At 72.4% G+C, this 21779-nt stretch carries 23 protein-coding genes; 9 read left to right on the forward strand and 14 right to left on the reverse strand.

Going from position 1 to position 21779, the window contains the following annotated elements:
* Nucleotides 1-97 precede the first annotated feature (97 nt).
* The 3 genes from ACTMTI_RS23585 to ACTMTI_RS23595 are packed head-to-tail and all read right to left on the reverse strand — an operon-like array spanning nucleotide 98 to nucleotide 988.
* Nucleotides 98-319, reverse strand: a complete 222-nt coding sequence (locus ACTMTI_RS23585; RefSeq protein ID WP_441122653.1) for a hypothetical protein — start codon at nucleotides 317-319, stop codon at nucleotides 98-100.
* Between the two features lie 48 nt (nucleotides 320-367).
* Nucleotides 368-610: a helix-turn-helix domain-containing protein gene (locus ACTMTI_RS23590; RefSeq protein ID WP_441122654.1), complete on the reverse strand. Its 243-nt coding sequence runs from the start codon at nucleotides 608-610 to the stop codon at nucleotides 368-370.
* Nucleotides 611-988, reverse strand: a complete 378-nt coding sequence (locus tag ACTMTI_RS23595; RefSeq protein WP_441122655.1) for a hypothetical protein — start codon at nucleotides 986-988, stop codon at nucleotides 611-613.
* Between the two features lie 287 nt (nucleotides 989-1275).
* On the opposite strand from ACTMTI_RS23595, the gene ACTMTI_RS23600 reads away from it, so the two are divergent.
* On the forward strand, nucleotides 1276-1836 hold the full coding sequence (locus tag ACTMTI_RS23600) for a hypothetical protein (RefSeq protein ID WP_441122656.1): 561 nt from the start codon (nucleotides 1276-1278) through the stop codon (nucleotides 1834-1836).
* A gap of 25 nt (nucleotides 1837-1861) precedes the next feature.
* On the opposite strand, the gene ACTMTI_RS23605 is transcribed toward ACTMTI_RS23600, so the two are convergent.
* Nucleotides 1862-2743: a MurR/RpiR family transcriptional regulator gene (locus ACTMTI_RS23605; RefSeq protein WP_441122657.1), complete on the reverse strand. Its 882-nt coding sequence runs from the start codon at nucleotides 2741-2743 to the stop codon at nucleotides 1862-1864.
* 142 nt (nucleotides 2744-2885) lie between these two features.
* Here ACTMTI_RS23605 and ACTMTI_RS23610 point away from each other — a divergent pair, with 142 nt between their 5' ends.
* From ACTMTI_RS23610 to ACTMTI_RS23640, 7 genes are all read left to right on the forward strand, one after another.
* The gene (locus ACTMTI_RS23610; RefSeq protein ID WP_441122658.1) at nucleotides 2886-4259 is read left to right on the forward strand and encodes an MFS transporter; all 1374 of its coding nucleotides are present in this window, start codon (nucleotides 2886-2888) and stop codon (nucleotides 4257-4259) included.
* A complete protein-coding gene (locus ACTMTI_RS23615; RefSeq protein WP_441122659.1) occupies nucleotides 4256-4684 on the forward strand; it encodes a GAF domain-containing protein in 429 nt (142 codons plus the stop codon). Before ACTMTI_RS23610 ends, ACTMTI_RS23615 begins: the two co-directional genes overlap by 4 nt.
* Nucleotides 4681-5907 (forward strand): amidohydrolase family protein, encoded by a 1227-nt coding sequence (locus tag ACTMTI_RS23620; protein ID WP_441122660.1) that lies wholly within the window; start codon nucleotides 4681-4683, stop codon nucleotides 5905-5907. The genes ACTMTI_RS23615 and ACTMTI_RS23620 overlap by 4 nt, the downstream gene beginning before the upstream one ends.
* Nucleotides 5908-5919: 12 nt before the next feature.
* A complete protein-coding gene (locus tag ACTMTI_RS23625; RefSeq protein WP_441122820.1) occupies nucleotides 5920-6714 on the forward strand; it encodes an alpha/beta hydrolase in 795 nt (264 codons plus the stop codon).
* A gap of 55 nt (nucleotides 6715-6769) precedes the next feature.
* Nucleotides 6770-8296: a carboxylesterase/lipase family protein gene (locus tag ACTMTI_RS23630; RefSeq protein ID WP_441122661.1), complete on the forward strand. Its 1527-nt coding sequence runs from the start codon at nucleotides 6770-6772 to the stop codon at nucleotides 8294-8296.
* Nucleotides 8297-8346: 50 nt separating this feature from the next.
* Nucleotides 8347-9672 carry a hypothetical protein gene (locus ACTMTI_RS23635; RefSeq protein ID WP_441122662.1) on the forward strand — a complete coding sequence of 442 codons (1326 nt, stop codon included), beginning with the start codon at nucleotides 8347-8349 and terminating at the stop codon, nucleotides 9670-9672.
* A 145-nt stretch (nucleotides 9673-9817) separates the two neighbouring features.
* Entirely contained in the window at nucleotides 9818-11083 is a 1266-nt protein-coding gene (locus ACTMTI_RS23640) for an erythromycin esterase family protein (RefSeq protein ID WP_441122663.1), read from the forward strand.
* Between the two features lie 13 nt (nucleotides 11084-11096).
* Here the strand turns inward: ACTMTI_RS23640 and ACTMTI_RS23645 are convergent, their stop codons facing one another.
* The 3 genes from ACTMTI_RS23645 to ACTMTI_RS23655 are packed head-to-tail and all read right to left on the reverse strand — an operon-like array spanning nucleotide 11097 to nucleotide 14400.
* Nucleotides 11097-11765 (reverse strand): GntR family transcriptional regulator, encoded by a 669-nt coding sequence (locus tag ACTMTI_RS23645; RefSeq protein WP_441122664.1) that lies wholly within the window; start codon nucleotides 11763-11765, stop codon nucleotides 11097-11099.
* Complete coding sequence (locus ACTMTI_RS23650; protein ID WP_441122665.1) at nucleotides 11762-12970, reverse strand: CaiB/BaiF CoA transferase family protein; 1209 nt, start codon at nucleotides 12968-12970, stop codon at nucleotides 11762-11764. Before ACTMTI_RS23650 ends, ACTMTI_RS23645 begins: the two co-directional genes overlap by 4 nt.
* Complete coding sequence (locus ACTMTI_RS23655) at nucleotides 12967-14400, reverse strand: aldehyde dehydrogenase family protein (RefSeq protein WP_441122666.1); 1434 nt, start codon at nucleotides 14398-14400, stop codon at nucleotides 12967-12969. The genes ACTMTI_RS23650 and ACTMTI_RS23655 overlap by 4 nt, the downstream gene beginning before the upstream one ends.
* Nucleotides 14401-14471: 71 nt before the next feature.
* Here ACTMTI_RS23655 and ACTMTI_RS23660 point away from each other — a divergent pair, with 71 nt between their 5' ends.
* Complete coding sequence (locus ACTMTI_RS23660) at nucleotides 14472-15632, forward strand: acyl-CoA dehydrogenase family protein (protein ID WP_441122821.1); 1161 nt, start codon at nucleotides 14472-14474, stop codon at nucleotides 15630-15632.
* Nucleotides 15633-15635: 3 nt separating this feature from the next.
* Here the strand turns inward: ACTMTI_RS23660 and ACTMTI_RS23665 are convergent, their stop codons facing one another.
* The 7 genes from ACTMTI_RS23665 to ACTMTI_RS23695 are packed head-to-tail and all read right to left on the reverse strand — an operon-like array spanning nucleotide 15636 to nucleotide 21779.
* Nucleotides 15636-16703, reverse strand: a complete 1068-nt coding sequence (locus ACTMTI_RS23665; RefSeq protein ID WP_441122667.1) for a C45 family autoproteolytic acyltransferase/hydolase — start codon at nucleotides 16701-16703, stop codon at nucleotides 15636-15638.
* Nucleotides 16703-17305 (reverse strand): FMN-binding negative transcriptional regulator, encoded by a 603-nt coding sequence (locus ACTMTI_RS23670; protein WP_441122668.1) that lies wholly within the window; start codon nucleotides 17303-17305, stop codon nucleotides 16703-16705. Before ACTMTI_RS23670 ends, ACTMTI_RS23665 begins: the two co-directional genes overlap by 1 nt.
* Nucleotides 17305-18306, reverse strand: a complete 1002-nt coding sequence (locus ACTMTI_RS23675) for a P1 family peptidase (RefSeq protein WP_441122669.1) — start codon at nucleotides 18304-18306, stop codon at nucleotides 17305-17307. Before ACTMTI_RS23675 ends, ACTMTI_RS23670 begins: the two co-directional genes overlap by 1 nt.
* Nucleotides 18303-19040 carry an ABC transporter ATP-binding protein gene (locus tag ACTMTI_RS23680; protein ID WP_441122670.1) on the reverse strand — a complete coding sequence of 246 codons (738 nt, stop codon included), beginning with the start codon at nucleotides 19038-19040 and terminating at the stop codon, nucleotides 18303-18305. The genes ACTMTI_RS23675 and ACTMTI_RS23680 overlap by 4 nt, the downstream gene beginning before the upstream one ends.
* Nucleotides 19037-19999, reverse strand: a complete 963-nt coding sequence (locus ACTMTI_RS23685) for an ABC transporter ATP-binding protein (protein ID WP_441122671.1) — start codon at nucleotides 19997-19999, stop codon at nucleotides 19037-19039. Before ACTMTI_RS23685 ends, ACTMTI_RS23680 begins: the two co-directional genes overlap by 4 nt.
* Nucleotides 19996-20814, reverse strand: a complete 819-nt coding sequence (locus ACTMTI_RS23690; protein ID WP_441122672.1) for an ABC transporter permease — start codon at nucleotides 20812-20814, stop codon at nucleotides 19996-19998. The genes ACTMTI_RS23685 and ACTMTI_RS23690 overlap by 4 nt, the downstream gene beginning before the upstream one ends.
* On the reverse strand, nucleotides 20811-21779 hold the full coding sequence (locus ACTMTI_RS23695; RefSeq protein WP_441122673.1) for an ABC transporter permease: 969 nt from the start codon (nucleotides 21777-21779) through the stop codon (nucleotides 20811-20813). Before ACTMTI_RS23695 ends, ACTMTI_RS23690 begins: the two co-directional genes overlap by 4 nt.

The following is a 21779-nucleotide window of genomic DNA, read 5'->3' on the forward strand; positions in this document are numbered from 1 at the left end:
GCGTGGGAGGCGTCTTCGACGGTGACGGTGCGGGCGTCGGCGCGTTCGGCCATCCACTGCTGGGCCTTGGGCAGGATGTTGTAGTCCTGGCCGGCGATCAGAGCGTAGGAGCGGATGTCCTTCCAGGCGGCTTCGGTGCCTTCTCCTCCAGGGCGAGCGTGGAGACCGGCCGCTGGGTGGCGGCCATGATGGCAGCGGTGGTGGCGGGGACGTCGGCGGCGAACTGTTTGCGGAACTTGTCCTGCTTGATGGTCAGCTCGGTGCCGGTGCCGCCGCCGGGCAGGGGGTAGGAGGCGGTGTTCAGCAGGGCAACGCACACCAGCCTCCCGGCACCATCGGGCTCGCACGGCCCACGGGGCCCTGGCCGTCACAGGTCGTCGGCGGGATTCTCCGTGTAGCGCAGCAGGTCTCCCGGCTGGCATTCGAGCACCTCGCACAGCCGGGCCAGGGTGGAGAACCTGATGGCCTTGCCCTTACCGGTCTTGAGGATGGACAGGTTGGCGATCGTCACCTCGACCCGGTAGGACAACTCGGTCAGCGTCATGCCGCGCTGAGCGAGCAGCTCGTCGAGCCGGATCTCGATGCGCCCGTTGAGCTCGCCCGGCGGCACTCAGATCGTGCCTTCGAACTCGTCGAGCATGGCCAGGCCGCGCCCGATCACTTCAGCCACCACGAACGCTCCCACGCCCATCAGCACGGCCAGCAGCGGCGCGCGCGCCGGATCGTGGAGGGTCGCCTCCACCATGACGTCCAGCGCGCGTACGCCCGGGGCCAGGGCTCCGTCGAGCGACACACCGGCGCGCGACGGCCAGAGCCCGGTGAAGCCGTAGTCGGCCTTCCCCGTCGGCACGGCGAGGATGACGCCGGCCACCAGCCGCGCAAGGAAGGCGAGCACGCCGAGAACTAAGGCGGTCGTCAGGATCGCGTGCAGGCGCCGGGTCCACGCGCCGACCGTCGAGGGCGCGGATGCTATCGGACTGCCGGGCATCGGCCGTCTCCTTTATCGTTTATCGATGAGGTCGCGCGTTTCACGATAGCATTGAAAAACGATAAAACAAGCGAAACCCGGGCCCATGGACCCTGCTGCGCAGCCGGGCACGAACTCAGACGACCCTGTCGGCAATGACCTCGCACCGGGGGACTCGCTCTCGTGGACGAGGTGCTCCCATTGAGCCGCCTCGGTGGCGGGACGCCGTCCGGGTAGACCTCCCGCCATCGGGGCAGATCTCAGGTGCCTGGTCCGTCCTGCCGGGTTACGTTGGGCAGAGTCCTCATGTGCGAAGGAAGTGGTTTCCCGTGCTCTACGTGTTCGGCTTCGAGCGGATCGGCGTGGCCGTGAGCGACATCTACTTCGTTGACCCGGAGCCGATCCCGGGTCAGGAGGGCGCCGAGCGTGGCGTGCGGCTCGAGATCCGCAGGCTCGAACCGGGCGAGCTCAAAGGGTCGATCTACTCCGCCCGGCCCATCACCGTCGATCGGCCCCTCTGGCGCGTCGATCTGCTGGAGTCGGTGAGCTCGGAGCCCGGGAGCTTCGACCGTACCCATCATCATCCCGCCATCGAGGGGTGGGAGCCGGGGGCGCGGGTGTTCGACACGGAGCTGTCCAGCGAGCCGCTGAAGTGGCTGGGCGCGCGGCTCACCGACCTGGAGGCCGTGCTGGCCGAGGTCGGCGTGAGCCGCGACGAGGTCAGCCCCGCCGATGTGGCCGGGCTGCGGGAGCGGGCGCCGGAGATCGTCGACGCGGTGGGCCGGCTGCTCGACCGCATCCGCGCCGGCGAGCTCGGCACCCCGCCGGACGCCGAGTCGGCCACCAGCGTCCGGGCCAGCTGGCTCTAGCCCTCAGCGTCCGGGCCGGCCGGCTCTAGACGCCGCCGGTCGCCGGGCGGCGGTGGAGGAGGCCGAACTTGGCCCACATGGCCTCGGCGGCCTCGATGGAGGCGCCGGTGCGGGCCGGGTCCACGGCGGCGAGCTGGGTGACGAGCGCCTGTGCCACCGCCATCCCGGCGGTCAGCGACGGGAAGAACGCCTCCCCTTCGGCCGGCACCATCACGACCTCCTCGGCGGCGCTCGCCAGGGCGGGGCTGGCCGCGTCCGTCAGCGCGAACACGCGTACGCCGCGCGCGCGGGCCTCGTTGGCCGCCAGCACAGTGCTCTCGTACAGCCGCCAGAAGCTGATCGCGATCAGCACGTCCCCGGAGCCGATGGCGGCCATCGTGTTGGCCAGTTCGGCGTCGCCGGCCGTGACGGCCGTGACGGGGTAGCCGGCCAGCCGGGCGTTGTGCGCCAGCGCCAGGCCGACGGCGGCGTAGCTGCCGTCGGCGACGATCACGGTGCGCCCCGCGGCGGCGATGGCTTCGGCGATGGTCAGCAGCACCGACTCGTCCAGGCGGCGGTTGAGCAGGGCGAGGCTGTCGAGGTCGCGGCGGATGGACCGGGAGCTGGGTGAGCCGGTGCCGCGGTGCGCGGCGGCGACCTGGCCCGCGCTCAGCGAGGACAGGTAACGGGCGCGCAGTTCCTGCTGCAGCGCGGGCCATCCGGCGAACCCGAGCGCCTGCGCGGTGCGGGTCACGGTCGCCACGTTGACGCCCGCGTGCTGGGCCAGCTCCCCCGCCGACCCGAACGACGCACGCCGCGGCTGCGACAGCAGGATCTCCAGCACCGCGGCGCTCTTGCCGCGCAGGCCGCGCTCGGGCGTCCGGGCGCGCAGCCAGTCCTCGAAGCTGTCGGTAACGGTCTCCGTCACGTCTTCCTCTCCCCGTAGCAGGCACATGGTACGCGCTCGTAACACCGTCTTCTTGCAACAAGTATTGCAAAAGCATGGAATTGCACTATATGTTGCTGGACATTCCACCCTGCAGGGCTATGACCTGGGGAAAGGTGTTTCGATGACCTTGTTGGCCCGTCTGGACCGGCTCCCGCTGAGCCGCCCCCACTACCTCCTGCTCCTCATCGGCGGTCTCGGCTACACCTTCGACGGCATGGACTCGGCCGTCGTCGCGTTCCTGCTGCCGAGCGCACAAGATGCCTGGGGCCTGTCCAACGGCCAGCTCGGCCTGATCGGATCGGCGACCCCGTTCGGGTTCCTGTTCGGGGCGACCGCGGCCGGCCTGCTCGGCGACCGCATCGGCCGCAAGAAGGTCATGATGTACGCGCTGGCCGTCTACGCCGTCTTCTCGGTCGTGGCCGCGCTCGCGCCGAACTACGAGGTGTTCCTGGGTGCCCGGGTGCTGGCCGGGGCGGGCGCGGGCGCGGAGAGCGCGATCATCGCCCCGTTCCTGTCGGAGTTCGTGCCGGCCAAGCGGCGCGGCTGGTTCATCGGCGCGCTGGCCGGGTTCTTCTCCTTCGGGTTCGTCATGGCCGCGCTGATCGGGCGGTTCGTCGTGCCGACGATGGACGACGGCTGGCGGGTGGCCCAGGTGATCACCGCGCTGCCGATCGTGATGCTGCTGTGGTGGCGGCGCTCGCTACCGGAGTCGCCGCGTTACCTGCTGCAGCACGGCCGCGTGGACGAGGCCGAGGCGGTGGTGGCCGACCTCGAACGCCGCGTCGAGCGGGCCACGGGCGGGCCGCTGCCGCCGGTGCCCGAGTCCGCCACGCCGCCCTCGGTGGAGACGCCGAAGGTGAACCTGCTCAGCGCGCTGCGGTTCCTGTGGAGCCCGGTCATGGCCAAGCGCACGGCCGTGATCTGGCTGATCTGGTTCGTGATCACGTTCTCGTACTACGGGTTCTTCTCCTGGATCCCCACCCTGCTGGTGCAGCGCGGCATCACCGTCACCAAGAGTTTCGAATTCTCGATCATCATTTACCTGGCGCAGGTCCCCGGCTACTTCTCCGCGGCCTGGCTGTCGGAGCGGCTGGATCGCAAGAACACGATCGCGCTCTACCTGTCCGGCTCGGCGGTCAGCGCGTTCTGGCTGTCGCAGATGGACTCGCCGGTCACCATCACGCTCGCGGGCGCGGTGCTGTCGTTCTTCCTCAACGGCACGTACGCGGGCGTCTACTCCTACACCCCCGAAGTCTTCCCCACCTGGATCCGCGCCTCGGGGACCGGCCTGTCGAGCGCGTTCGGGCGGATCGGCAGCATCCTGGCCCCGACGATCATCGGTCTGTCCGCCGCGAGCCTGGGCTTCGCCGGCGTGTTCGGGCTGACGACGGCGGTGCTGGTGGCCGGGGTGATCTGCGTGGTCGTGTTCGGCCTGGCCACGGCCGGGCGATCGTTGGAAGAGCTGACCGAACCCGCCAAGGAGGCGACCAAGTGACCGACCTGGAGGACCTGGAGAAGCGCGTACGGCAGGAGGTGGGGGTGCGGTTGTTCACCGTGCTCGCCTGGGTGCCCGAGCGGCGGGCGCTGCGCCGCGTCCACAGCAGCCATCCCGGGGAGTACCCCGTGGGCGGCGAGAAGACCGTGGAGGTGGCCCAGGGCTGGCTGGCCACGTGCATCGAGGCGCGGGAGCCGTACTTCGGTCCCGATCGGGCCGCGGTGCGGGAGGTGTTCGCCGACCACGCAGTGATCGAGAGCCTGGGCTGCGGCGCCATCATCAACGTGCCCGTCGTCGACGGGGGCGAGGTGCTCGGCGTGCTCAACATCCTCGACGCCGAGGGCCGCTACGACGCGGGATCGGTCGCCGTGGCCGAGTCCCTCGCGCCGCTCGCGGTGCCCGCGCTGCGCGGAGGCGCGCGATGAGCCTGCTGTTGCGCAACGCGCTCGTGCTGGACGTGGGCACGGGCGAGTACGCCGAGGGCGATCTGCGCTGCGCGGACGGCCGGGTCGTCGAGACGGGCCCGCGGCTGACCGCTCCCCCGGACACGCGGGTGGTCGACGTCGCGGGTGCGTACGTCGTACCCGGGCTGATCGACGCGCACGTGCACGTCACGGCCTCGACCGCGGACCTCGGCTCGCTCAGCTCCATGTCCCCGTCGTACGTGGCCGCGCACAGCGCCCGCATCATGGGCCAGATGCTCGACCGCGGCTTCACCACGGTCCGCGACGCCTCCGGCGCCGACCACGGGCTGGCCGACGCGCAGGCGGAAGGGCTGATCCGGGGGCCGCGGCTGCTGTTCTGCGGCAAGGGACTGAGCCAGACCGGCGGGCACGCCGACTTCCGCGGCCGCGGCGAGCACCTGGTCGACGACCACCCGTGCTGCGCCGGCGTCGGGCGGGTGGCCGACGGGGTGACCGCGGTGCGTACGGCCGCCCGGGACGAGCTGCGCAAGGGCGCGCACCACATCAAGGTCATGGCCTCCGGCGGGGTGGCCTCGCCGACCGACCGCATCGACTCGACGCAGTATTCGATGGAGGAGCTGCGCGCGATCGTCGAGGAGGCGCAGGCCGCCAACCGGTACGTGGCCGCGCACGCCTACACCGCCCGTGCCGTCAACCGGGCGCTGGAGGCCGGGGTGCGCTCCATCGAGCACGGCAACCTGATCGACGACGGCAGCGTCGAGCTGTTCCGCGAGCATGACGCGTTCCTGGTGCCGACGCTGGTGACGTACTGGGCGCTCAAGGAGGAGGGGCCGGCGTTCGGGCTGCCGGAGCGGAGCTGGCGCAAGGTCGACGAGGTGCTGGAGGCCGGGCTGGCCGCGCTGGAGCGGGCAGCGCGGGGCGGGGTGCGGCTGGCGTACGGGACGGACCTGCTGGGCGGCATGCACCGGCACCAGAACCACGAGTTCCGGCTGCGGGGCGAGGTGCAGCGGCCGATCGACGTGCTCCGGGCCGCCACGACGGGCGCGGCCGAGCTGGTCGGCATGGCGGGTGAGATCGGCACGCTGGCGGTGGGCGCGCACGCCGACCTGCTGGTGCTCGACGGCGATCCGCTGGAGGACGTCGGCGTGCTGGCCGACCCGGAGAAGCACCTCAGGCATGTCGTCCAGGCGGGCGCCAGCGTGGCGGGAAATTTGTACCGTTGATGGGTGACGTCCATGACGCGTGCCGCGCTCGTGATCGTCGCGGTGCTGATCCTGCTGCTCGGGCTGCTGTGGGTCTTCCAGCGGCAGCTCATCTACCTGCCGGACCGGGGGCAGGTGCCGCCGGCCGGGCAGGTCGTCCCGGGCGCCCGCGACGTCTCGTTCACCACGCGCGACGGCCTCCGGCTCGGGGCCTGGTACGTCCCGGGCGATCATGATGTGACGGTGCTGGTCGCGGGCGGGAACGCGGGCAACAGGTGGCATCGGGCGCCGCTGGCCCGGGCGCTGGCGGCGCACGGGCTGCCGGTGCTGCTGATGGACTACCGCGGGTACGGCGGCAACCCCGGCAGCCCGACCGAGGAAGGGCTGTACCTCGACGCCCTGGCGGCCCGCGAGTTCCTGGGTGACGGGCCGGTCGTCTACTTCGGCGAGAGTCTCGGCGCGGCGGTGGTGACCCGGCTCGCCCTGGAGCACCCGCCGGCCGGGCTGGTCCTGCGCTCGCCGTTCACCGACCTCGCGGCGGCCGGGCAGGTCAACTACCCGTTCCTGCCGGTGCGGCTGCTGCTGCGCGATCGGTTCCCGGTCGCCGAGCGCATCGCGGCGGTGAAGGCGCCGGCCGTGGTCGTGTACGGGACCCGCGACACGATCGTGCCCGCGCGGCTGAGCAGGGCGGTCGCCGAGGCCGCCGGCGGTCAGGTGACGACCGTCGAGCTGGACGGGGCGGGACACAACGATCTGTCCATGCTGGCCGGGACGGAGCTGATCTCCGCCGTGGTGCTGCTGGCCGAGCGGGTCCGTGAGAGGGACTAGGCGAGGCGCCCGCGCGCGTGTACGGTCAGGGCGCCCCCGCTGGAAGGAGATCTCCGTGCGCCTCATTCCCGCCGCCGCGATTCTGCTCTCCATGATCATGCCGACGACTCCCGCCGTGGCCGACCAGGGCTCGGCGGCGCTGGTGCGTACGGACAAAGGCGTGGTCAAGGGCGAGATCCTGCGGGACCACCGGGCCTTCCGCGGCATCCCGTACGCCGAGCCGCCCGTCGGGGAGCTGCGCTGGAAACCGCCGCGACCGGCCAAGCCGTGGGCGGGCGTCCGCGACGCGACCGCCTACGGCGGCCAGTGCGCGCAGCCGGCCGGATACGGCAGCCAGGCGTCGTACGGCGAGGACTGCCTGTACCTCAACGTCAGCACTCCGCCACGCGGCCGGAAGCTGCCGGTCATGGTGTGGGTGCACGGCGGCAACAACACCACGGGCGACAGCGCCTCCTACGACCTGTCCAAGCTGGCCGTCCAGGGCGACGTCGTGGTCGTGTCGGTCAACTACCGGCTCGGCGTGCTGGGCTGGCTGGCGCACCCGGGTCTGGAGGCGGGCGAGCGCTACCAGGCCGGCAACTACGGGCTGCTCGACCAGCAGGCGGCGCTGCGATGGGTGCGGCGCAACATCACGGCCTTCGGCGGCGACCCGGGCAACGTGACGCTGTTCGGCGAGTCGGCCGGATCCGCCGACATCTGCGCCCAGCTGGCGTCCCCGGCCGCGGCCGGGCTGTTCCACAAGGCGATCGCGCAAAGCTACAGCTGCGCCTACCCGACCCGTACGCAGTCCGCGGCCGAGGCGAGCGCCGTCTCGTTCGCGCAGACCGTGGGGTGCACGGGCGACGCCGTCTCCTGCCTGCGGGCGCTGCCGGTCAAGACGCTGGTGGAGGCGTTCAAGGAGCCGAACCCCTACGCGGTGGCCGGGGGCGACGGCGTCCTGCCCGCGCAGCCGTACGAGGCGTTCGCCGGCGGGCGGTTCAACCGGATGCCCGTGATGCACGGCAACACGCTCGACGAGATGCGGCTGTTCGTCTCGGACCCGATCACGGCGGCGGAGTACGAGGCGTACGTGCGCCGGACGTACGGCCCGAACGCCGACGCGGTCCTGGCCCGCTACCCCGCCGCGAACTACGCCGACCCGCGGATCGCGCTGGCGACCCTGCTGACCGACTTCGGCACCCCGCTGGCCACCTGCGGGCACCAGGACGCGCTCGGCTTGTTCGCGCGAGCCGGGGTCCCGGCGTACGGGTACCAGTTCGCCGACAGGACCGCGCCGCCGCTGATCGACATACCCGGGTACGAGGAGGGCGCGGCGCACGCGGCGGAACTGCCGTACCTGTTCCCCCGGTTGTTCGGCGGCGAGCTGAACGCGGAGCAGGCGCGGCTGTCGGACGCCATGGTCGGGTACTGGACGTCGTTCGCCAGGAACGGCCGGCCGGCCGCCCAGGCCCCGCGCTGGCCGCTTTTCCGCTCCTCCGGGGATGTGCTGAGCCTGGCGCCAGGGCCGGACGGCATCCAGCTCGCCGACACGGCCGCGCGGAGCAACTGCGCCTTCTGGAAGTCCCTCACAACATCGGAATAGCGGGCGTGGACGGCATCGCCAGCGGCCTCGCGCCGCCGTAATATCCAGCGGTGAAGCTCTTACGTGTGGTCACCGGCGTGGCAGTCGCAGGAGCATTGGCCGCCGCGGCGTTCCTGCTCATCCGGAGCACTGCGGGCGAGGTGCCCGCCAGGGAACGCCTGGTGGTCGGCGCCACGGTGGTGCGCCCGAGCGTGCTGGTCGACGCCGCCGGTGCGGTCATCGAGGAGTTCTCCGGTGACTGCGCCGCCCGCCGATACTCCTACCTGTGCGAACGGGTGAGGAGTGAGCTGCTCGCGAGCGACCCCGGCCTTCTCACCAGGGGCGGCCTGACGATCAAGACCACGCTCGACCAGGGCATGCAGCAGGCCGCCCAGCAGACCATCGACCGCCGCGTCCACCGCGACGACAAGCCGGTCGCCGCCCAGGCCATGGTCGTCCCGGGCACCGGCGAGATCCGGGCCATGGTCACCAGCCGCCCGGCGGCCCCCGACGGGCTCGCCTTCCAGCAGGGCACCACGGCGATGATCTACCCGCTGGCCGCCGCCCTGGAGAGCGGCATGCGGTACGAGGACGGCTTTCCCTATTCCGCCGGATATCGCGCGCCGTCATACCACGCCTTCAAGAACTGCAGGGGCGAAGCGGTCGGCGACCCGTCGCATACGGTCGTCAACGAAAAACGGGACCACGGCGAATTCACGACCCTGCGGTCGGGCACCTGGGCCGCAGAGAACACGTTCTTCTTGAGGCTGACGGAAAAGACCGGCCTGTGCGAGAGCGTGAGAATGGCCCAGCGACTCGGACTCGCCCGCGCCGACGGGCGGCCACTGCGCGAATACTCGACCTTCGCTCTGGGCACCAACGAGGTGGACCCGGTCTCGGTGGCCACCACCTACGCCACGCTCGCCGCCCGCGGCAAGCACTGCGCGCCGATGGCGGTCGCCGAGGTCCGCGACGACACGAGAGTCTTGCGCTCCTTCGGCCCCCGCTGCAGCCAGGTGCTGGACGCGCAGGTCGGAGACGCCGTGACGGGCGTGCTGTCGGGCGCCCTGGAGCGGAGCCCGCTCAAGGGCATCGGCCGGGAAGCGGCAGGCATGCAGGGCACCACCGACTCCTACACGGCCGCCTGGTACGCCGGCTACACCCCCGGCCTGGCCTCCGCCGTGGCCCTCGGCGTCCCGGGCAGGGGCGCTTACGAAGACCCGCTGAGCGACGTCACCATCGGCGGCCGCCGCTACGCGTACGTGGACGGCACGTCGATCCCCGGCGCCATTTGGAAAGAGTCCATGACGACTGCCGTGAGCGGCCTCCCGGAAACAGCCTTCGTACAGCCCGACACCGGACGGTTCGGCGGCTGCCGCGACAACTGCGCGCGGTAACCGCTCGCCGTCGTCGGCCACGCCCCAGAATGTCGTGATACTTCCGGCGTCGTAGTTCGCATCGCGACTGCTCCGGCGGCCGTATCCCAAAGCCCCTCCCCGGGCACGACGACCGCGGCGGGCCCGCCGCGGGACGCTGTCCGGCATGAGTACGAGCTTCACGAACTGGGTCGGCGATCACGGCTCGGCCATGGACACCCTGGAGTTCCAGAAACCCGTGGACGACCTCGAACCGCTGCGCGACATCGTCGGCGGCGCGCGGGTCGTGGCGCTGGGCGAGAGCTCCCACCACATCCGGGAGTTCTACCAGGTACGCCACCGCATCCTGCGCTTTCTCGTCGAACGGTGCGGTTTCGAGGTGTACGCCCTGGAGGCCCCGTTCACCCAGGGCCACGTCCTGGACGCCTGGGTACGAGGCGGCCCCGGGACCGTGGAGCAGGTCGCGGAGGACGGCATCGCCCTGTCCCTGGGGCAGTGCCGGGAGATGCACGAGGCGCTGACGTGGATGCGGGAGCGGAACCGCGGCGCGGCCGGGCCGCCGCTGCGGTGTGTGGGCACCGACCTGCCCGGCGCCGCGGCCTCACCCCTGCCCGCGCTGGAGGAACTGGCCGGCTACCTGCGCTGGGCCGCTCCCGAGGCGCTGCCGGTGCTGGAGGAGGCGGTCGGCGTGGTGCGGCGCTTCCACGACCCGGTGGCCTTCACGGCGCTCGGCCGCTACCAGGCCCTCGGCCCGGGCGAGCGGGACGTGCTCACCAGCGCGCTGAGCCGGCTGATGGCGCACCTGCAGCGCATGGCCCTGGTCCAGCGTGCCCACGGCCACGGGGCCGATCACGACACGGCGGTGTGGCACCTGCGCGGCGCCTGGTATCTCGATCAGCTCCATCGCGCCAACGCCGCTGAGGGCTTCGAGTCCGCCTCGACGTTCCGCGACGTCTACATGGCGGAGTCCGTACTGCGTCTCCTGGAAGGCGGCAAGCGCGTGGTGCTGGCGGCGCACAACTGGCACATCCAGCGGAAGCCCGCGATGGACAGCCTGGAGAGGCTGCTCCTGCCGGCTGGAGCCCACCTCGCCGCCGCTCTGGGGGACGGCTACCGGGCCGTCGGCGTCACGTCGAGCCTGGGCCGGACCACCACGCTGGGGGAACCGACGCCGGAACGGCCGCAGGGCGCCTGGTACGACGCACCGCTCCCGCCGCCTGCCGACGGCAGCATCGAGGCGGCGTTCCCCACCGATCGGCTCTGGACGCTCGCCGATCTGCGCGCGGCCCGCCCGCACGTCCACGACGCGGCGTCCTTCCAGCACACGCGCATGGCCGACTATTTCCTGGACCTGCCGGTGTTCGAGGCGTTCGACGCCATCGCCCACGTGTCGCGGACGACCGGCACCGATCACGTGCTGCAAGCGCGGTGAGGTCGTGTGCGCCTCACGAGGCCGGGCCGAGCAGCGACTCCAGCTCGGCGACCGCGTGGGTGCGGTGGACGTCGAGGGTGGCGACGGCCTCGTCGGCGGCGCGGCGGCGCAGGGCCTCCAGAGTGGCGCGGTGTTCCTTGATGACCCGCTCCCGGTTGCCGGCGTCACCGTAGTACATCGACCGGTAGGCATCCGTCGTGTCCCAGAGCGTCCTGATCAGCCGGGCCAGCCGGGGCATGCCCGCGCAGTCGAACAACGTCATGTGGAACAGCCGGTTGGCGGTGGCCATGGCGAGCACGTCCCCGGCGGCGGCGGCCCGCTCGACGTCGTCCTGGGCCGCCTCCAGCCGGTCGAGGTCGGCGTCGGTGAGCCGCGCGACGGCGCGCCGCACGGCCTCCTCCTCCAGCAGCTCGCGGATGCGGTAGACCTCGCGCAGGTCGTCGAGGGAGAGCGTGGCGACGCAGTAGCCCTTGTGCGCCTGGTAGGTGACCAGCCCCTCGCCCTCCAGCGTCTTGAGCGCCTCGCGCAGGGGAACGCGGCTGACCTGGAGCTCCTCGGCCAGCGCGTCCTGCCGGATGGGGGCGCCGGGGCGCAGGCGGCCGGTGGTGATGGCGCGGCGGATCTCGCCCAGCACGAACTGCTGGGCCGTCGGTGGCCTGCGCCGTGCCTCGTCCGGACTCACGGGCCCAATATCTCATGGACCCACGCCTCGTCCTGCCCGAGGTCGGGCGGCGGGTGGCGGTAGGAGGGCGGGGTGGCGCTGAGGCGGATCGGGTTGGCGACCTGGCCCACGCCGCCCACCTTCACAGCGGGCTCCAAACCGAGGTCCTCGGCCAGTGCGAAGGCGGCGGCCAAGTCGTTGATCGGGCCGCAGGGCACCCCGGCGGCGGTGAGCACCTCGAACCACTCGTCCGCCGTGCGCCGCCGGAGGGCGGCGTTCAGCTCGGCGACGAGTCCGGCCCGGGCGGTGACGCGGCCGGCGTTGGCGGCGTAGCGGGCGTCGGCCGCGAGGTCCGGGCGGTCCAGCGCCGTGCAGAGGGCCTGGAACTGGCGGTCGTTCCCGGCCGCGATCACCAGCGGGCGGTCGGCCGCCTCGAACACCTCGTACGGGACGATGCTGGGATGCCGATTGCCCATGGCGCGCGGCACCACCCCTGCGGCGGCGTAGGCGGAGGCGTGGTTGGTCAGCGCGGACAGGAGCGAGGAGAGCAAGGACACTTCGACGTGCTGGCCCTCGCCCGAGACGCGCTCGCCGCCGTCCGGCACCCGCCCGCCGCCGTCCGGCACCCGCCCGCCGCCGTCCGGCACCCGCCCGCCGGCGCCGGTCCGGTCGCGGTGGTGCAGGGCGGCCAGGATGCCCAGGGCGGCGTGCAGGCCGGTGATCACATCCACCAGCGCCACTCCCGCCTTGGTGCCGGGCCCATCCGGTTCGCCGGTGACACTCATCAGCCCGCCCACGGCCTGCGCGATCAGGTCGTATCCGGGCAACCCGGCCCCCGCGCCGGACCCGAACCCGGTGATCGAGCAGTAGATCAGCCCCGGATTCAGCTCCCGCAGCGCCTCGTACCCGAGCCCGAGCCGGTCCATCGTCCCCGGCCGGAAGTTCTCCACGACCACGTCCGCGCGGGCCGCCAGGGCCCGCGCGACCTCCACGTCGGCGCGCAGGTCGAGCGCGATGGAGCGTTTGTTGCGGTTGACGCCGAGGAAGTACGTGGCCTCGCCCCCGGCGGCGTACGGCGGCCCCCACGCGCGGGTGTCGTCCCCGGTCCCGGGCCGCTCCACCTTGACCACCTCGGCCCCCAGGTCGGCCAGCAGCATCGTGGCGTACGGCCCGGCCAGCACGCGGCTGAAGTCGGCGATGAGCAGCCCCGACAGAGCTCCGCTCATGCGGGCGCCCCGAGATAGACGGTCACCGTCTGGGTGAAGAACTCGCGGGCCGCCCGCCCCTGCTCCTTGGGCCCGAACCCGCTCTGCTTGGCCCCGCCGAACGGCACGTACGGGAACGTCCCCGCCGACTCGGAGTTGATGTGCAGCACCCCCACCTCCAGGCGTTCGACGGCGTTCAAGGCGACCCCGAGGTCGCGGGTGAAGATGGCCGCGGACAGGCCGTGGTCGCTGAGGTTCGCCAGCGCCAGCGCCTCCTCGGTCCCCTCAGCCCGCACGGCGCCCACCACGGGCCCGAACAGCTCGGTGTGCCAGAAGTCCACCCCGGTCCCCGGCAGGTCGAGCACCGTCGGCGGCGCGAACCAGCCCTCGCGGTCATCACGACCGCCGCCGGCCAGCGGCTTGGCCCCCTCCTCCACGGCTCGTACCACTCCGGCCGACACCCGGTCGCGGGCGGCCGCGCTGACCAGAGGGCCCATCTCGACGCCGTCCTGCAGGGGGTCGCCGACGACGAGCCGCGCGGCGCGGGCGGCGACCCGTTCGAGCAGTTCGTCGGCCACCTGGGATGCCACGATGAGCCGCGAGGTGGCCGTGCACTTCTGCCCGGTGGACCGGAACGCGCCCAGGCACACCTGCTCGGCGGCGTGGTCGAGGTCGGCGTCGGCGAGCACGATGGCGGCGTTCTTGCCGCCCATCTCGGTCTGCACCGGCTTGCCGAGCTCGCCGCAGCGCGCGATGACCGCCCGGCCGACCGCCGTGGAGCCGGTGAACGAGATCGCGTGCACGCCCGGGTGGCCGACGATGGCCGTGCCCGCGTCGGCCTCGCCGTACACGAGGTTGAGCACCCCGTCCGGCAGGCCCGCCGCCGTCAGCGCCTGCGCCAGCCGGTACGCCAGCAGCGGCACCAGCGACGACGGCTTCCACACGACGGTGTTGCCGTAACTGAGGGCGGGGCCGATCTTCCAGGCCGGGATGACGATCGGGAAGTTGAACGGCGTGATCAGGCCCACCACGCCGACCGGCTTGCGGACGACGAGGACGTTCTCGCCCGGTCGCGGCGAGGCGTAGATCTCGCCGCTCTCCCGGTCGGCCTCGCCGGCGTAGTAGCGCAGGATGCGGGCCGCGCCGCGGACCTCGGCGATCGCCTCGGGCAGCGTCTTGCCCTCCTCGCGGGCCAGCTCGGCGCCCCACTCCTCGGCGTCGCGGTCCACGAGGTCGGCCGCCGCGACCAGCACGGCCGCGCGGGCGTGGTGCGGCGTGGCGGCCCAGCCGGGCGCGGCCTCGCGGGCCGCGGCGACGGCCCGCTCGACCTCGCGCCCCGAGACGAACCGGCCGCGCGCCACCACTTCAGCAGGCCAGGCGGGGTTGGCAGAGGCGAAGTCCTCGCCCTCCCCCTCGATCCAGCGGCCACCGATGAGATTAAGAACATCCATGTTCAACGCACCCTAACTATGCCATATTGGATTTTCAATATTGGATCCAAAATACGGGAGGTCCTTCAGTGATCACACCGACCGCGCTGTTCGCCCTCGACGCGCTGCTGACGGAGGAAGAACGCGAGATCAGAGCCACGGTCAGGCGGGTGTGCGACCGGGAGATCCGGCCGCACGTCGCGGAGTGGTTCGAGACCGGCGAGCTGCCGGCCCGCGAGCTGGCCCGCTCCCTCGGCCAGATCGGCGTGCTCGGCATGCACCTGGACGGGTACGGCTGCGCCGGCCTCGGCGCGGTCGCGTACGGGCTGGCCTGCCTGGAGCTGGAGGGCGCCGACTCCGGCCTCCGCAGCCTGGTGTCGGTGCAGGGCTCGCTCGCCATGTACGCGATCTGGAAGTACGGCAGCGAGGAGCAGAAGCAGGAGTGGCTGCCCCAGATGGCGGCCGGCGAGCGCATCGGCTGCTTCGGCCTGACCGAGCCCGACTTCGGCTCCGACCCGGGCGGCATGCGGACCACGGCCAAGCGCGAGGGCGGCGACTGGGTGCTCAACGGCACCAAGATGTGGATCACCAACGGCTCGGTGGCGGACGTCGCGGTGGTCTGGGCGCGTACGGACGAGGGGATCAGGGGTTTCCTGGTCCCGGCCGGCACGCCCGGCTTCACCGTGAACGACATCAAGCACAAGATCTCGCTGCGCGCGAGCGTGACGAGCGAGCTGGTGCTGGACGGCGTGCGGCTGCCCGACGCGGCCATGCTGCCCGGCGCCCGGGGCCTGTCGGGGCCGCTGGGCTGCCTGAACGAGGCCCGGTTCGGCATCGTGTTCGGGGCGATGGGCGCGGCGCTGGACTGCCTGGAGACGGCCATCGCGTACGCGGGCGACCGCGAGGTGTTCGCCAGGCCGCTGTCGTCGTTCCAGCTCACCCAGGAGAAGCTCGCCGACATGGCGCTGGAGCTGGGCAAGGGCCTGCTGCTCGCGGTGCACCTCGGCCGGCTGAAGGAGGCCGGCACGCTCACCCCCGAGCAGGTGAGCGCCGGCAAGCTGAACAACGTGCGCGAGGCCCTGGAGATCGCCAGAACGTGCCGCACGCTGCTCGGCGCGAGCGGCATCACCCTCGAATACCCGGTGATCAGGCACTCGGTGAACCTGGAGTCGGTGCTGACCTACGAGGGGGCCTCGGAGATCCACACGCTGGTCCTGGGCAAGGCGCTGACGGGGGTCGCCGCGTTCCACTGACGTTCAGAACGTCTGCCAGGTCGCCTCGGTGACCTGGCAGGGCCCGCCCCGGTGCACCCGCAGCCGCCCGGCCGGCAGGTCGAGCGCGATCGTGGCGACGGTCTCCCACCGCTGGTTGATCGGCTGCGTCTGGTCCGGGTGGGCGCAGACCGGCGCGGCGTCGGGGCCGTGGCTGAGCATGGCCAGCGCCCGCGCCGTGTGGTCGTCGCCGCTCAGCTCCGCGACGTGGTCGCGCAGGTGCTGGAGCCTGACGTACGTGCTGGGCCGGTCGGTGGCGTGCCGCTCCCCCTCCGCCAGGCCGGGGTCGAGGAAGTGGTTGCAGTGCTGCAGGACGCCGTCCGGCTGCGGCGGGATGACCGCGACCCCTGCCGGGGAGATCTCGATCGAGGCCGCGTCCGACGAGGTCACGGCCGTGATGACGGTCGAGGCGGAGACCGTGGCGGAGCGGGCGATGGCGGCGGCCTCCTCGACGGTGGCGGCCTCCTCCAGGATCCTGCGGGCGATCAGGTGCACGGGCACGCCCACGTCGGCGGAGTCGCTGCCGTGGCGCAGGATGTTGAAGTGAATGCCCAGGCCCGCCGAGTTGACCCCGATCTTGGCCAGCGCCCCCGCCTCGGTGAAGGTGCGCACGACGTGCCCCGGGCGGGGTTCGAGCTCCCACAGCATGGGCGCGTCGCGCAGGTGGTCGTGCCAGTCCCAGGTCTGCACCGTACGGGCGGGCAGCCCGGACCCGGGCAGCACGACGGACGTGGAGCACTCCCCCTCGCCGACCGCGTCGATGGCGGCCAGGATCTCGGTGCGGGCGTTGACGGCGGCCACCTGCCAGGGCTCCAGACCGGCGCCCGCGGCGATCCCGACGATCTCCTCGGCCAGCTGCGGCGCCCAGGCGGCGGCGCGGTCGAGCGCCCGCTCGCCCCACTCGTGGATTTGCGCCGGGGCGGCCCCGGCGACGGTGAACAGTTCGGTGTAGCCGGCGAAGTTGGCGGCGATCTTCTTACGGCGGTGGCTGCCGAGCTCCTTGCCGCGGGCTCGGGGTTCGCTCTCGGTCGACGTGAACGTGGGAAAGGTCATCACCGGTCCATCTGGTCGGCGAGCCTGGGGTTCTCGGCGGCGAAGGCGTCGCGGACGCGCGCGTACCGTTCGGCGTCGATGTCCTGGCTCAGCTTGAACATGCTCTCCTCAGAACGCACATGCACGCGAAATCCCACTACCCCGGGGAGCAGCGTGGCGAACCTTGTTCTGGAAGCGGAGGTCGGCTCCCAGGCGGGCGTGCGCAGCGACTCCAGCGCCGCCACCGTCCGCTCGACCACGTCGAGGGCGTCGTCGACCAGCTCGACCCGGCCCGTCAGGTGCACGGCGGCGTAGTCCCAGGTGGGGACGGCCGGGTCGGTGGCGTACACGGTGGGTGAGACGTAGCCGTGCGGCCCGGAGAACACCACGAGCACCTCCGGTGACGACTCCCACGCGCGCCAGTGCGGGTTGGCGCGCGCCATGTGGCCGAGCAGCGTACCACCTGCGACGGTGTCACCCGTGTCCCCTTCGAGAATGACGGGGACGTGGGTGGCCACGGGCACGCCGTCCACCGCGCTGACGACCAGCGCGAACGGGTTTTCCCTGACCAGGTCGGCGACCTGCTGCGGGTCCTTGGCGGCGTAGCGCGGAAAAACGTGCATCACTCGACCGCGCTCAGGATCGCGTCCCACGCGACCTCGGACGCCAGCGTCCCGAGCCCGGTCGGCTTGACGCCGGTCAGCTCCACCTCGTCGGTGGTCATGGCGAACAGCACGTCGCCGTCGGTCAGTGTGTGGAACGGCTGGATGCCGCGGTGCATGGAGCTGTGCACCTGGCGGCCGACCTGGAGCAGTTCGACGTCCGTCAACTGCACGTTCGTCACCATCACGGTGAGCGTGGTGTTGCCCATGACGGCCGGGGGCGGATCGCCGGCGGCAGCGTCGCTGATGGACTGGGCGTAGTCGGCGACCGGGTGGCGGCGTGCGCCCTCCTCGGCGTGGTAGTTACCGCGCACGATCCGCCCCTCCCGGTCCACCACCGCGCCCACGGCGTTGACCACGGTCGCCACCAGCACCTTGGCCGCGCCGAACGTGCCGAACGCGGCGCCCTGCCCGGCGAACTCGGCGCGGCCGAACTCGACCTTGCCCGCGCTCGCCGTGCGGCCCGCGCCGCACCGGCCCATCGGGAACTCGCCCTCGACGGCGCCCCGCAGCGCGGCCCGGCCCAGCTCGGCGTCGGGGTAGACAGCGGTGTCCCGGGCGGAGAAGTCGTAGATCACCGCGCCGGAGACGAGCTGCAGTTCGTCCCAGCGGACCCGGTTGTCCCTGCGGGCCAGCAGCTCGTCGCTCACGCCCGCGGCGGCCGCGAGCCCGTACACCGAGCCGCCCGCCAGGCAGATGGCGTGGTTGAAGTCGTAGCCGCCGCTCATCCCGACCGCGCCGCCGCGCGCGTCCACGGCCGTCCTGGCACCCGCCGGGATGTGGATGACGGTGCAGCCGGTGGGGCCCTCGGCGTACTCGGCGGTGCCCACGTGCACGCCGGGCAGGTCGAAGGCGAGCGACCCGCGACCGGGGCTGGGTTGCGGGGTCAGCGGCAGGTCCGCGTTACGCGGCACGCCGGCCGCGAACGCGGACTGCCGCGCGAGCCGTGGCTCAATGTTCACAGGGCCTCCAGGAGCTGCTTCGAGTATTCGTGGGCGGGGGCGGTGTAGAAGGTCGCGGTGTCGGCGGTCTCGACGACCTCGCCCTTGCGCATGACCGCGATCCGGTCGGCGACGTAGCGGACCGCGCCGAGGTCGTGGGAGATGAACAGGGCGCTGAAGCCGTACTCGGCCTGCAGGTCCTTGATCAGGTTGAGGATCTGGACCTGTACGGAGACGTCCAGCGCGCTGACGGCCTCGTCGAAGACGATGAAACTGGGCCTGGTGACCAGCGCGCGGGCGATGGACACCCGTTGCCGCTGGCCGCCGGACAGCTCGTGCGGATAGCGCCCGGCGAAGGACGCTTCGAGCCCGACGTGGTCGAGCATCTCGGCGACGGCGTCGCCGGCCGGGCGGCCGAGCACCGCCAGGGGCTCGGCGACGCTCTGGCCGACGCGCATCCGGGGGTTGAGCGACCAGTGGGGGTGCTGGAGCACGGCCTGCATGCGGCCGGCCAGCTCGCGGCGCCGCTTGGGGAAGGGGCGGCCGTCGAACCGCACGGTCCCGGACGTGGGCTTCTGCAGGCCGAGCGCGATCCTGCTGGTGGTCGTCTTGCCGGAGCCGGACTCGCCGACCAGGCCGAGGGTCTCGCCCTCGGCGACGGACAGAGAGACGTGTTTCATGGCGTCCAGGTGGATGCGCCGCAGCGGCGGCCCGGCGATGAAGGTGACGGTCACGTCGTCGAGTTCGAGGATCATGCGGTGACCCCCGGCGCGTGGTCGGGGCTCAATCGATCCTCCAGCTCGACGGCCCGGTGGCAGAGGACGTCCTGCTCCCGCACCCTGACCGGGCCGGGCCGCTCGTGGTCGCAGCGCTCGACCGCGAACGCGCAGCGGGGCGCGAAGGCGCAGCCGGGTGACGGGCCGGTGAGCACGGGCGGCCGTCCGGGCACCGGCTCCAGCCGGACGCCGAAGGCCGCCGCCGCCGGTGCCGAGCCGGCCAGGGCCGCCGTATAGGGGTGGGCGGGCCTGCCGAGCACCTCGCGGGCGGGGCCGCGTTCGACGACGCGGCCGCCGTACATGACCGCGACCCGGTCGCACCTGCGGGCGACGGCGGGCAGGTCGTGGCTGAGCCACAGGGTGCTCGTGCCGGCGTCGGCGGCGAGGGAGAAGACCACGTTCAGCACCTCCTCACGGACCTGGCTGTCCAGGGCGGCGGTCGGCTCGTCGGCGACGAGCAGGCCGGGCGAGGTGGCCATGGCCATGGCGATGGCCACCCGCTGCGCCATGCCGCCGGAGAGCTGGTGCGGGTACGCGCGCAGCACCCGGCGGTCGTCGAGCTTGACCCGCCCCAGGTGGAAGCGCACGTCGGCGCCGCGCCCGAGCACCAGGCGGAGCTGGTCGCCGACGCGCATCGTCGGGTCGAGGGAGGCGATCGGATCCTGGAAGACGAACCCGAGGTGCTGTTTACGCAGGTTGCGCAGCTTGCCGGCAGGCAGGTCGAACACCGGCTCCCCGGCGACCACGACCTCCCCGTCGGTGCGGCGGGCGGTCCGGGGCAGCAGGCGGCCGACGGCGGAGCCGAGCGTGGACTTGCCGGATCCGCTCTCGCCGACCAGCCCGACGCTCTCCCCCTGCGCCACGTCGAGGTCGGCGCCGTCGAGCGCCCGCGTCTCGGCGTAGTCGATCACCAGGTTGCGTACGGCGAGCAGGCTCATGTGAGTGACCTCGTCTCCCTGGGCTCGAGCCGGTCGCGCAGCCCGTCGCCCACCACGTTGATCGCCAGGATCGCCGTCACGAGCACGACCCCGGGGCCGAGGATCAGCCAGGGCGCGGCGATCATGTACGTGCCGCCCTGCTGGATGAGGACGCCGAGCGACGCCTGCGGCGGCTGCACGCCGAAGCCCAGGAAGCTCAGCCCGCCCTCGACCGCGATGCCGACGGACAACGCGTACGTGCCCTGCACCGCGATCGTGCCGGCCACGTTCGGCAGCACGTGCCTGCCGAGCACGCGCGGCAGCCGGGCGCCGCTGATGACGGCGGAGGTGACGTAGTCGCGCTGGGACACCGCCACGGCGGCGGCCCGCACCAGCCGGGTCATCAGCGGGATCGTCACCAGCACGATGCTGAACAGCGCGGCGAGCTGCCCCGGGCCGAGCACGGCGGCGACCAGGATCGCCAGCACGATGGCGGGGAAGGAGTAGAGCACCTCCACCAGGCGCATCACCAGCTCGTTCAGATAGCCGCCGCGATATCCGGCGAGGATGCCGAACGCCGCGCTCAGCACCGCCGTCAGCAGCACGGCGATCGACGACAGCAGCAGCGTCGTGCCGACGCCCTCCATGACGCGCGGCAGCACCGAGCGGCCCAGGTTGTCGGTGCCCAGCCACCAGCCGGGTCCGGGCGGCTGCAGGCGGGGGCCGACGATCGCGTCCGGGTCTCCCCCGGCGCCGGCCAGCGAGCCGAGCGCGAACACCACCAGGACCGCCAGGCAGGCCAGTCCGCCGATGGACAGGCGATCCAGCCTTTTCATGAGCGCCTCCCCGCCAGCACGCCGAGCCTCGGGTCGAGGACCCCGACGAGCAGGTCGATCAGCACGTTCATCAGGATGAACACCAGGGCCGCCAGCAGCACCCCGGCCTGCACGACCGCGTAGTCGCGACGGCCGACGGCCTGCACGATGTAGGACCCGACGCCCGGCAGGTTGAACACGTGCTCCACGATCAGCGCCCCGCCCAGCAGGTACGCGGTGATCGTGCCGAGCAGCGTCACCACCGGCGTGGCGGCGTTGCGCAGGATGTGGTGCCGGACGATGAACCACGGCGACTCGCCGCGCCCGACTGCCGCCGTGACGTACGGCTCCACCAGCACGCCCATGACGGCGTCGCGGGTGGTCCTGGCCGTGACCGAGATGGCGAACACCGACAGCACCGCCGCCGGCAGCACCATCGTGGCCAGGTTCGCGGCCGGGTCCCCGGTGAGCGGCACCCAGGTGCCTACCTGCAGGCCGAGCGCGTACCGGGAGAAGACGAACACGACCAGGCTGCCCAGCACGAACTCCGGCACGCTGACGCCGAGCCCGCTGAGCAGCCGCCCGGCCGCCCCGCCGCCGCCCGGGCGGGCGCGTACCGCCGTCAGCACGCCCAGCGGCACCCCGGCCAGCACGCTCGCGATCACCGCGAGCACGGTCAGTTCGGCGGTCACCGGCAGGCGGGCCAGCAGCTCTGTGCCGACCGGCTGGCGGCTGATCATCGAGATGCCGAAGTCACCACCCGCCACGGCCGCCAGCCAGTGCCCGTACTGCATGAACACCGGCTGGTCCAGCCCGTAGCGGTCGGCCAGTTCGGCCTTCTGCTCGGCCGTGGCGAACGGGCCCAGCACCGTCTCGGCGAAGCCGCCCGGCATCAGCCGCACGGCCGCGAAGATCAGCACCGAGACGCCCAGGAGCGTGGCGGCCGAGCTCAGCGCCCGGCCGGACCACCACATCAGCAGGCGCAT

Source organism: Nonomuraea sp. H19 (assembly GCF_052068215.1).
Taxonomy (GTDB): Bacteria; Actinomycetota; Actinomycetes; order Streptosporangiales; family Streptosporangiaceae; genus Nonomuraea.

What these genes read in the sequence shown, in the direction of transcription:
- ACTMTI_RS23595 (WP_441122655.1), bottom strand. Translation starts at nt 988, where the DNA reads ATGCCCGGCAGTCCGATAGCATCCGCGCCCTCGACGGTCGGCGCGTGG.
- ACTMTI_RS23610 (WP_441122658.1), top strand. Translation starts at nt 2,886, where the DNA reads ATGACCTTGTTGGCCCGTCTGGACCGGCTCCCGCTGAGCCGCCCCCAC.
- ACTMTI_RS23620 (WP_441122660.1), top strand. Translation starts at nt 4,681, where the DNA reads ATGAGCCTGCTGTTGCGCAACGCGCTCGTGCTGGACGTGGGCACGGGC.
- ACTMTI_RS23625 (WP_441122820.1), top strand. Translation starts at nt 5,920, where the DNA reads ATGACGCGTGCCGCGCTCGTGATCGTCGCGGTGCTGATCCTGCTGCTC.
- ACTMTI_RS23640 (WP_441122663.1), top strand. Translation starts at nt 9,818, where the DNA reads ATGAGTACGAGCTTCACGAACTGGGTCGGCGATCACGGCTCGGCCATG.
- ACTMTI_RS23650 (WP_441122665.1), bottom strand. Translation starts at nt 12,970, where the DNA reads ATGAGCGGAGCTCTGTCGGGGCTGCTCATCGCCGACTTCAGCCGCGTG.
- ACTMTI_RS23655 (WP_441122666.1), bottom strand. Translation starts at nt 14,400, where the DNA reads ATGGATGTTCTTAATCTCATCGGTGGCCGCTGGATCGAGGGGGAGGGC.
- ACTMTI_RS23665 (WP_441122667.1), bottom strand. Translation starts at nt 16,703, where the DNA reads ATGACCTTTCCCACGTTCACGTCGACCGAGAGCGAACCCCGAGCCCGC.
- ACTMTI_RS23670 (WP_441122668.1), bottom strand. Translation starts at nt 17,305, where the DNA reads ATGCACGTTTTTCCGCGCTACGCCGCCAAGGACCCGCAGCAGGTCGCC.
- ACTMTI_RS23680 (WP_441122670.1), bottom strand. Translation starts at nt 19,040, where the DNA reads ATGATCCTCGAACTCGACGACGTGACCGTCACCTTCATCGCCGGGCCG.
- ACTMTI_RS23685 (WP_441122671.1), bottom strand. Translation starts at nt 19,999, where the DNA reads ATGAGCCTGCTCGCCGTACGCAACCTGGTGATCGACTACGCCGAGACG.
- ACTMTI_RS23690 (WP_441122672.1), bottom strand. Translation starts at nt 20,814, where the DNA reads ATGAAAAGGCTGGATCGCCTGTCCATCGGCGGACTGGCCTGCCTGGCG.
- ACTMTI_RS23695 (WP_441122673.1), bottom strand. Translation starts at nt 21,779, where the DNA reads ATGCGCCTGCTGATGTGGTGGTCCGGCCGGGCGCTGAGCTCGGCCGCC.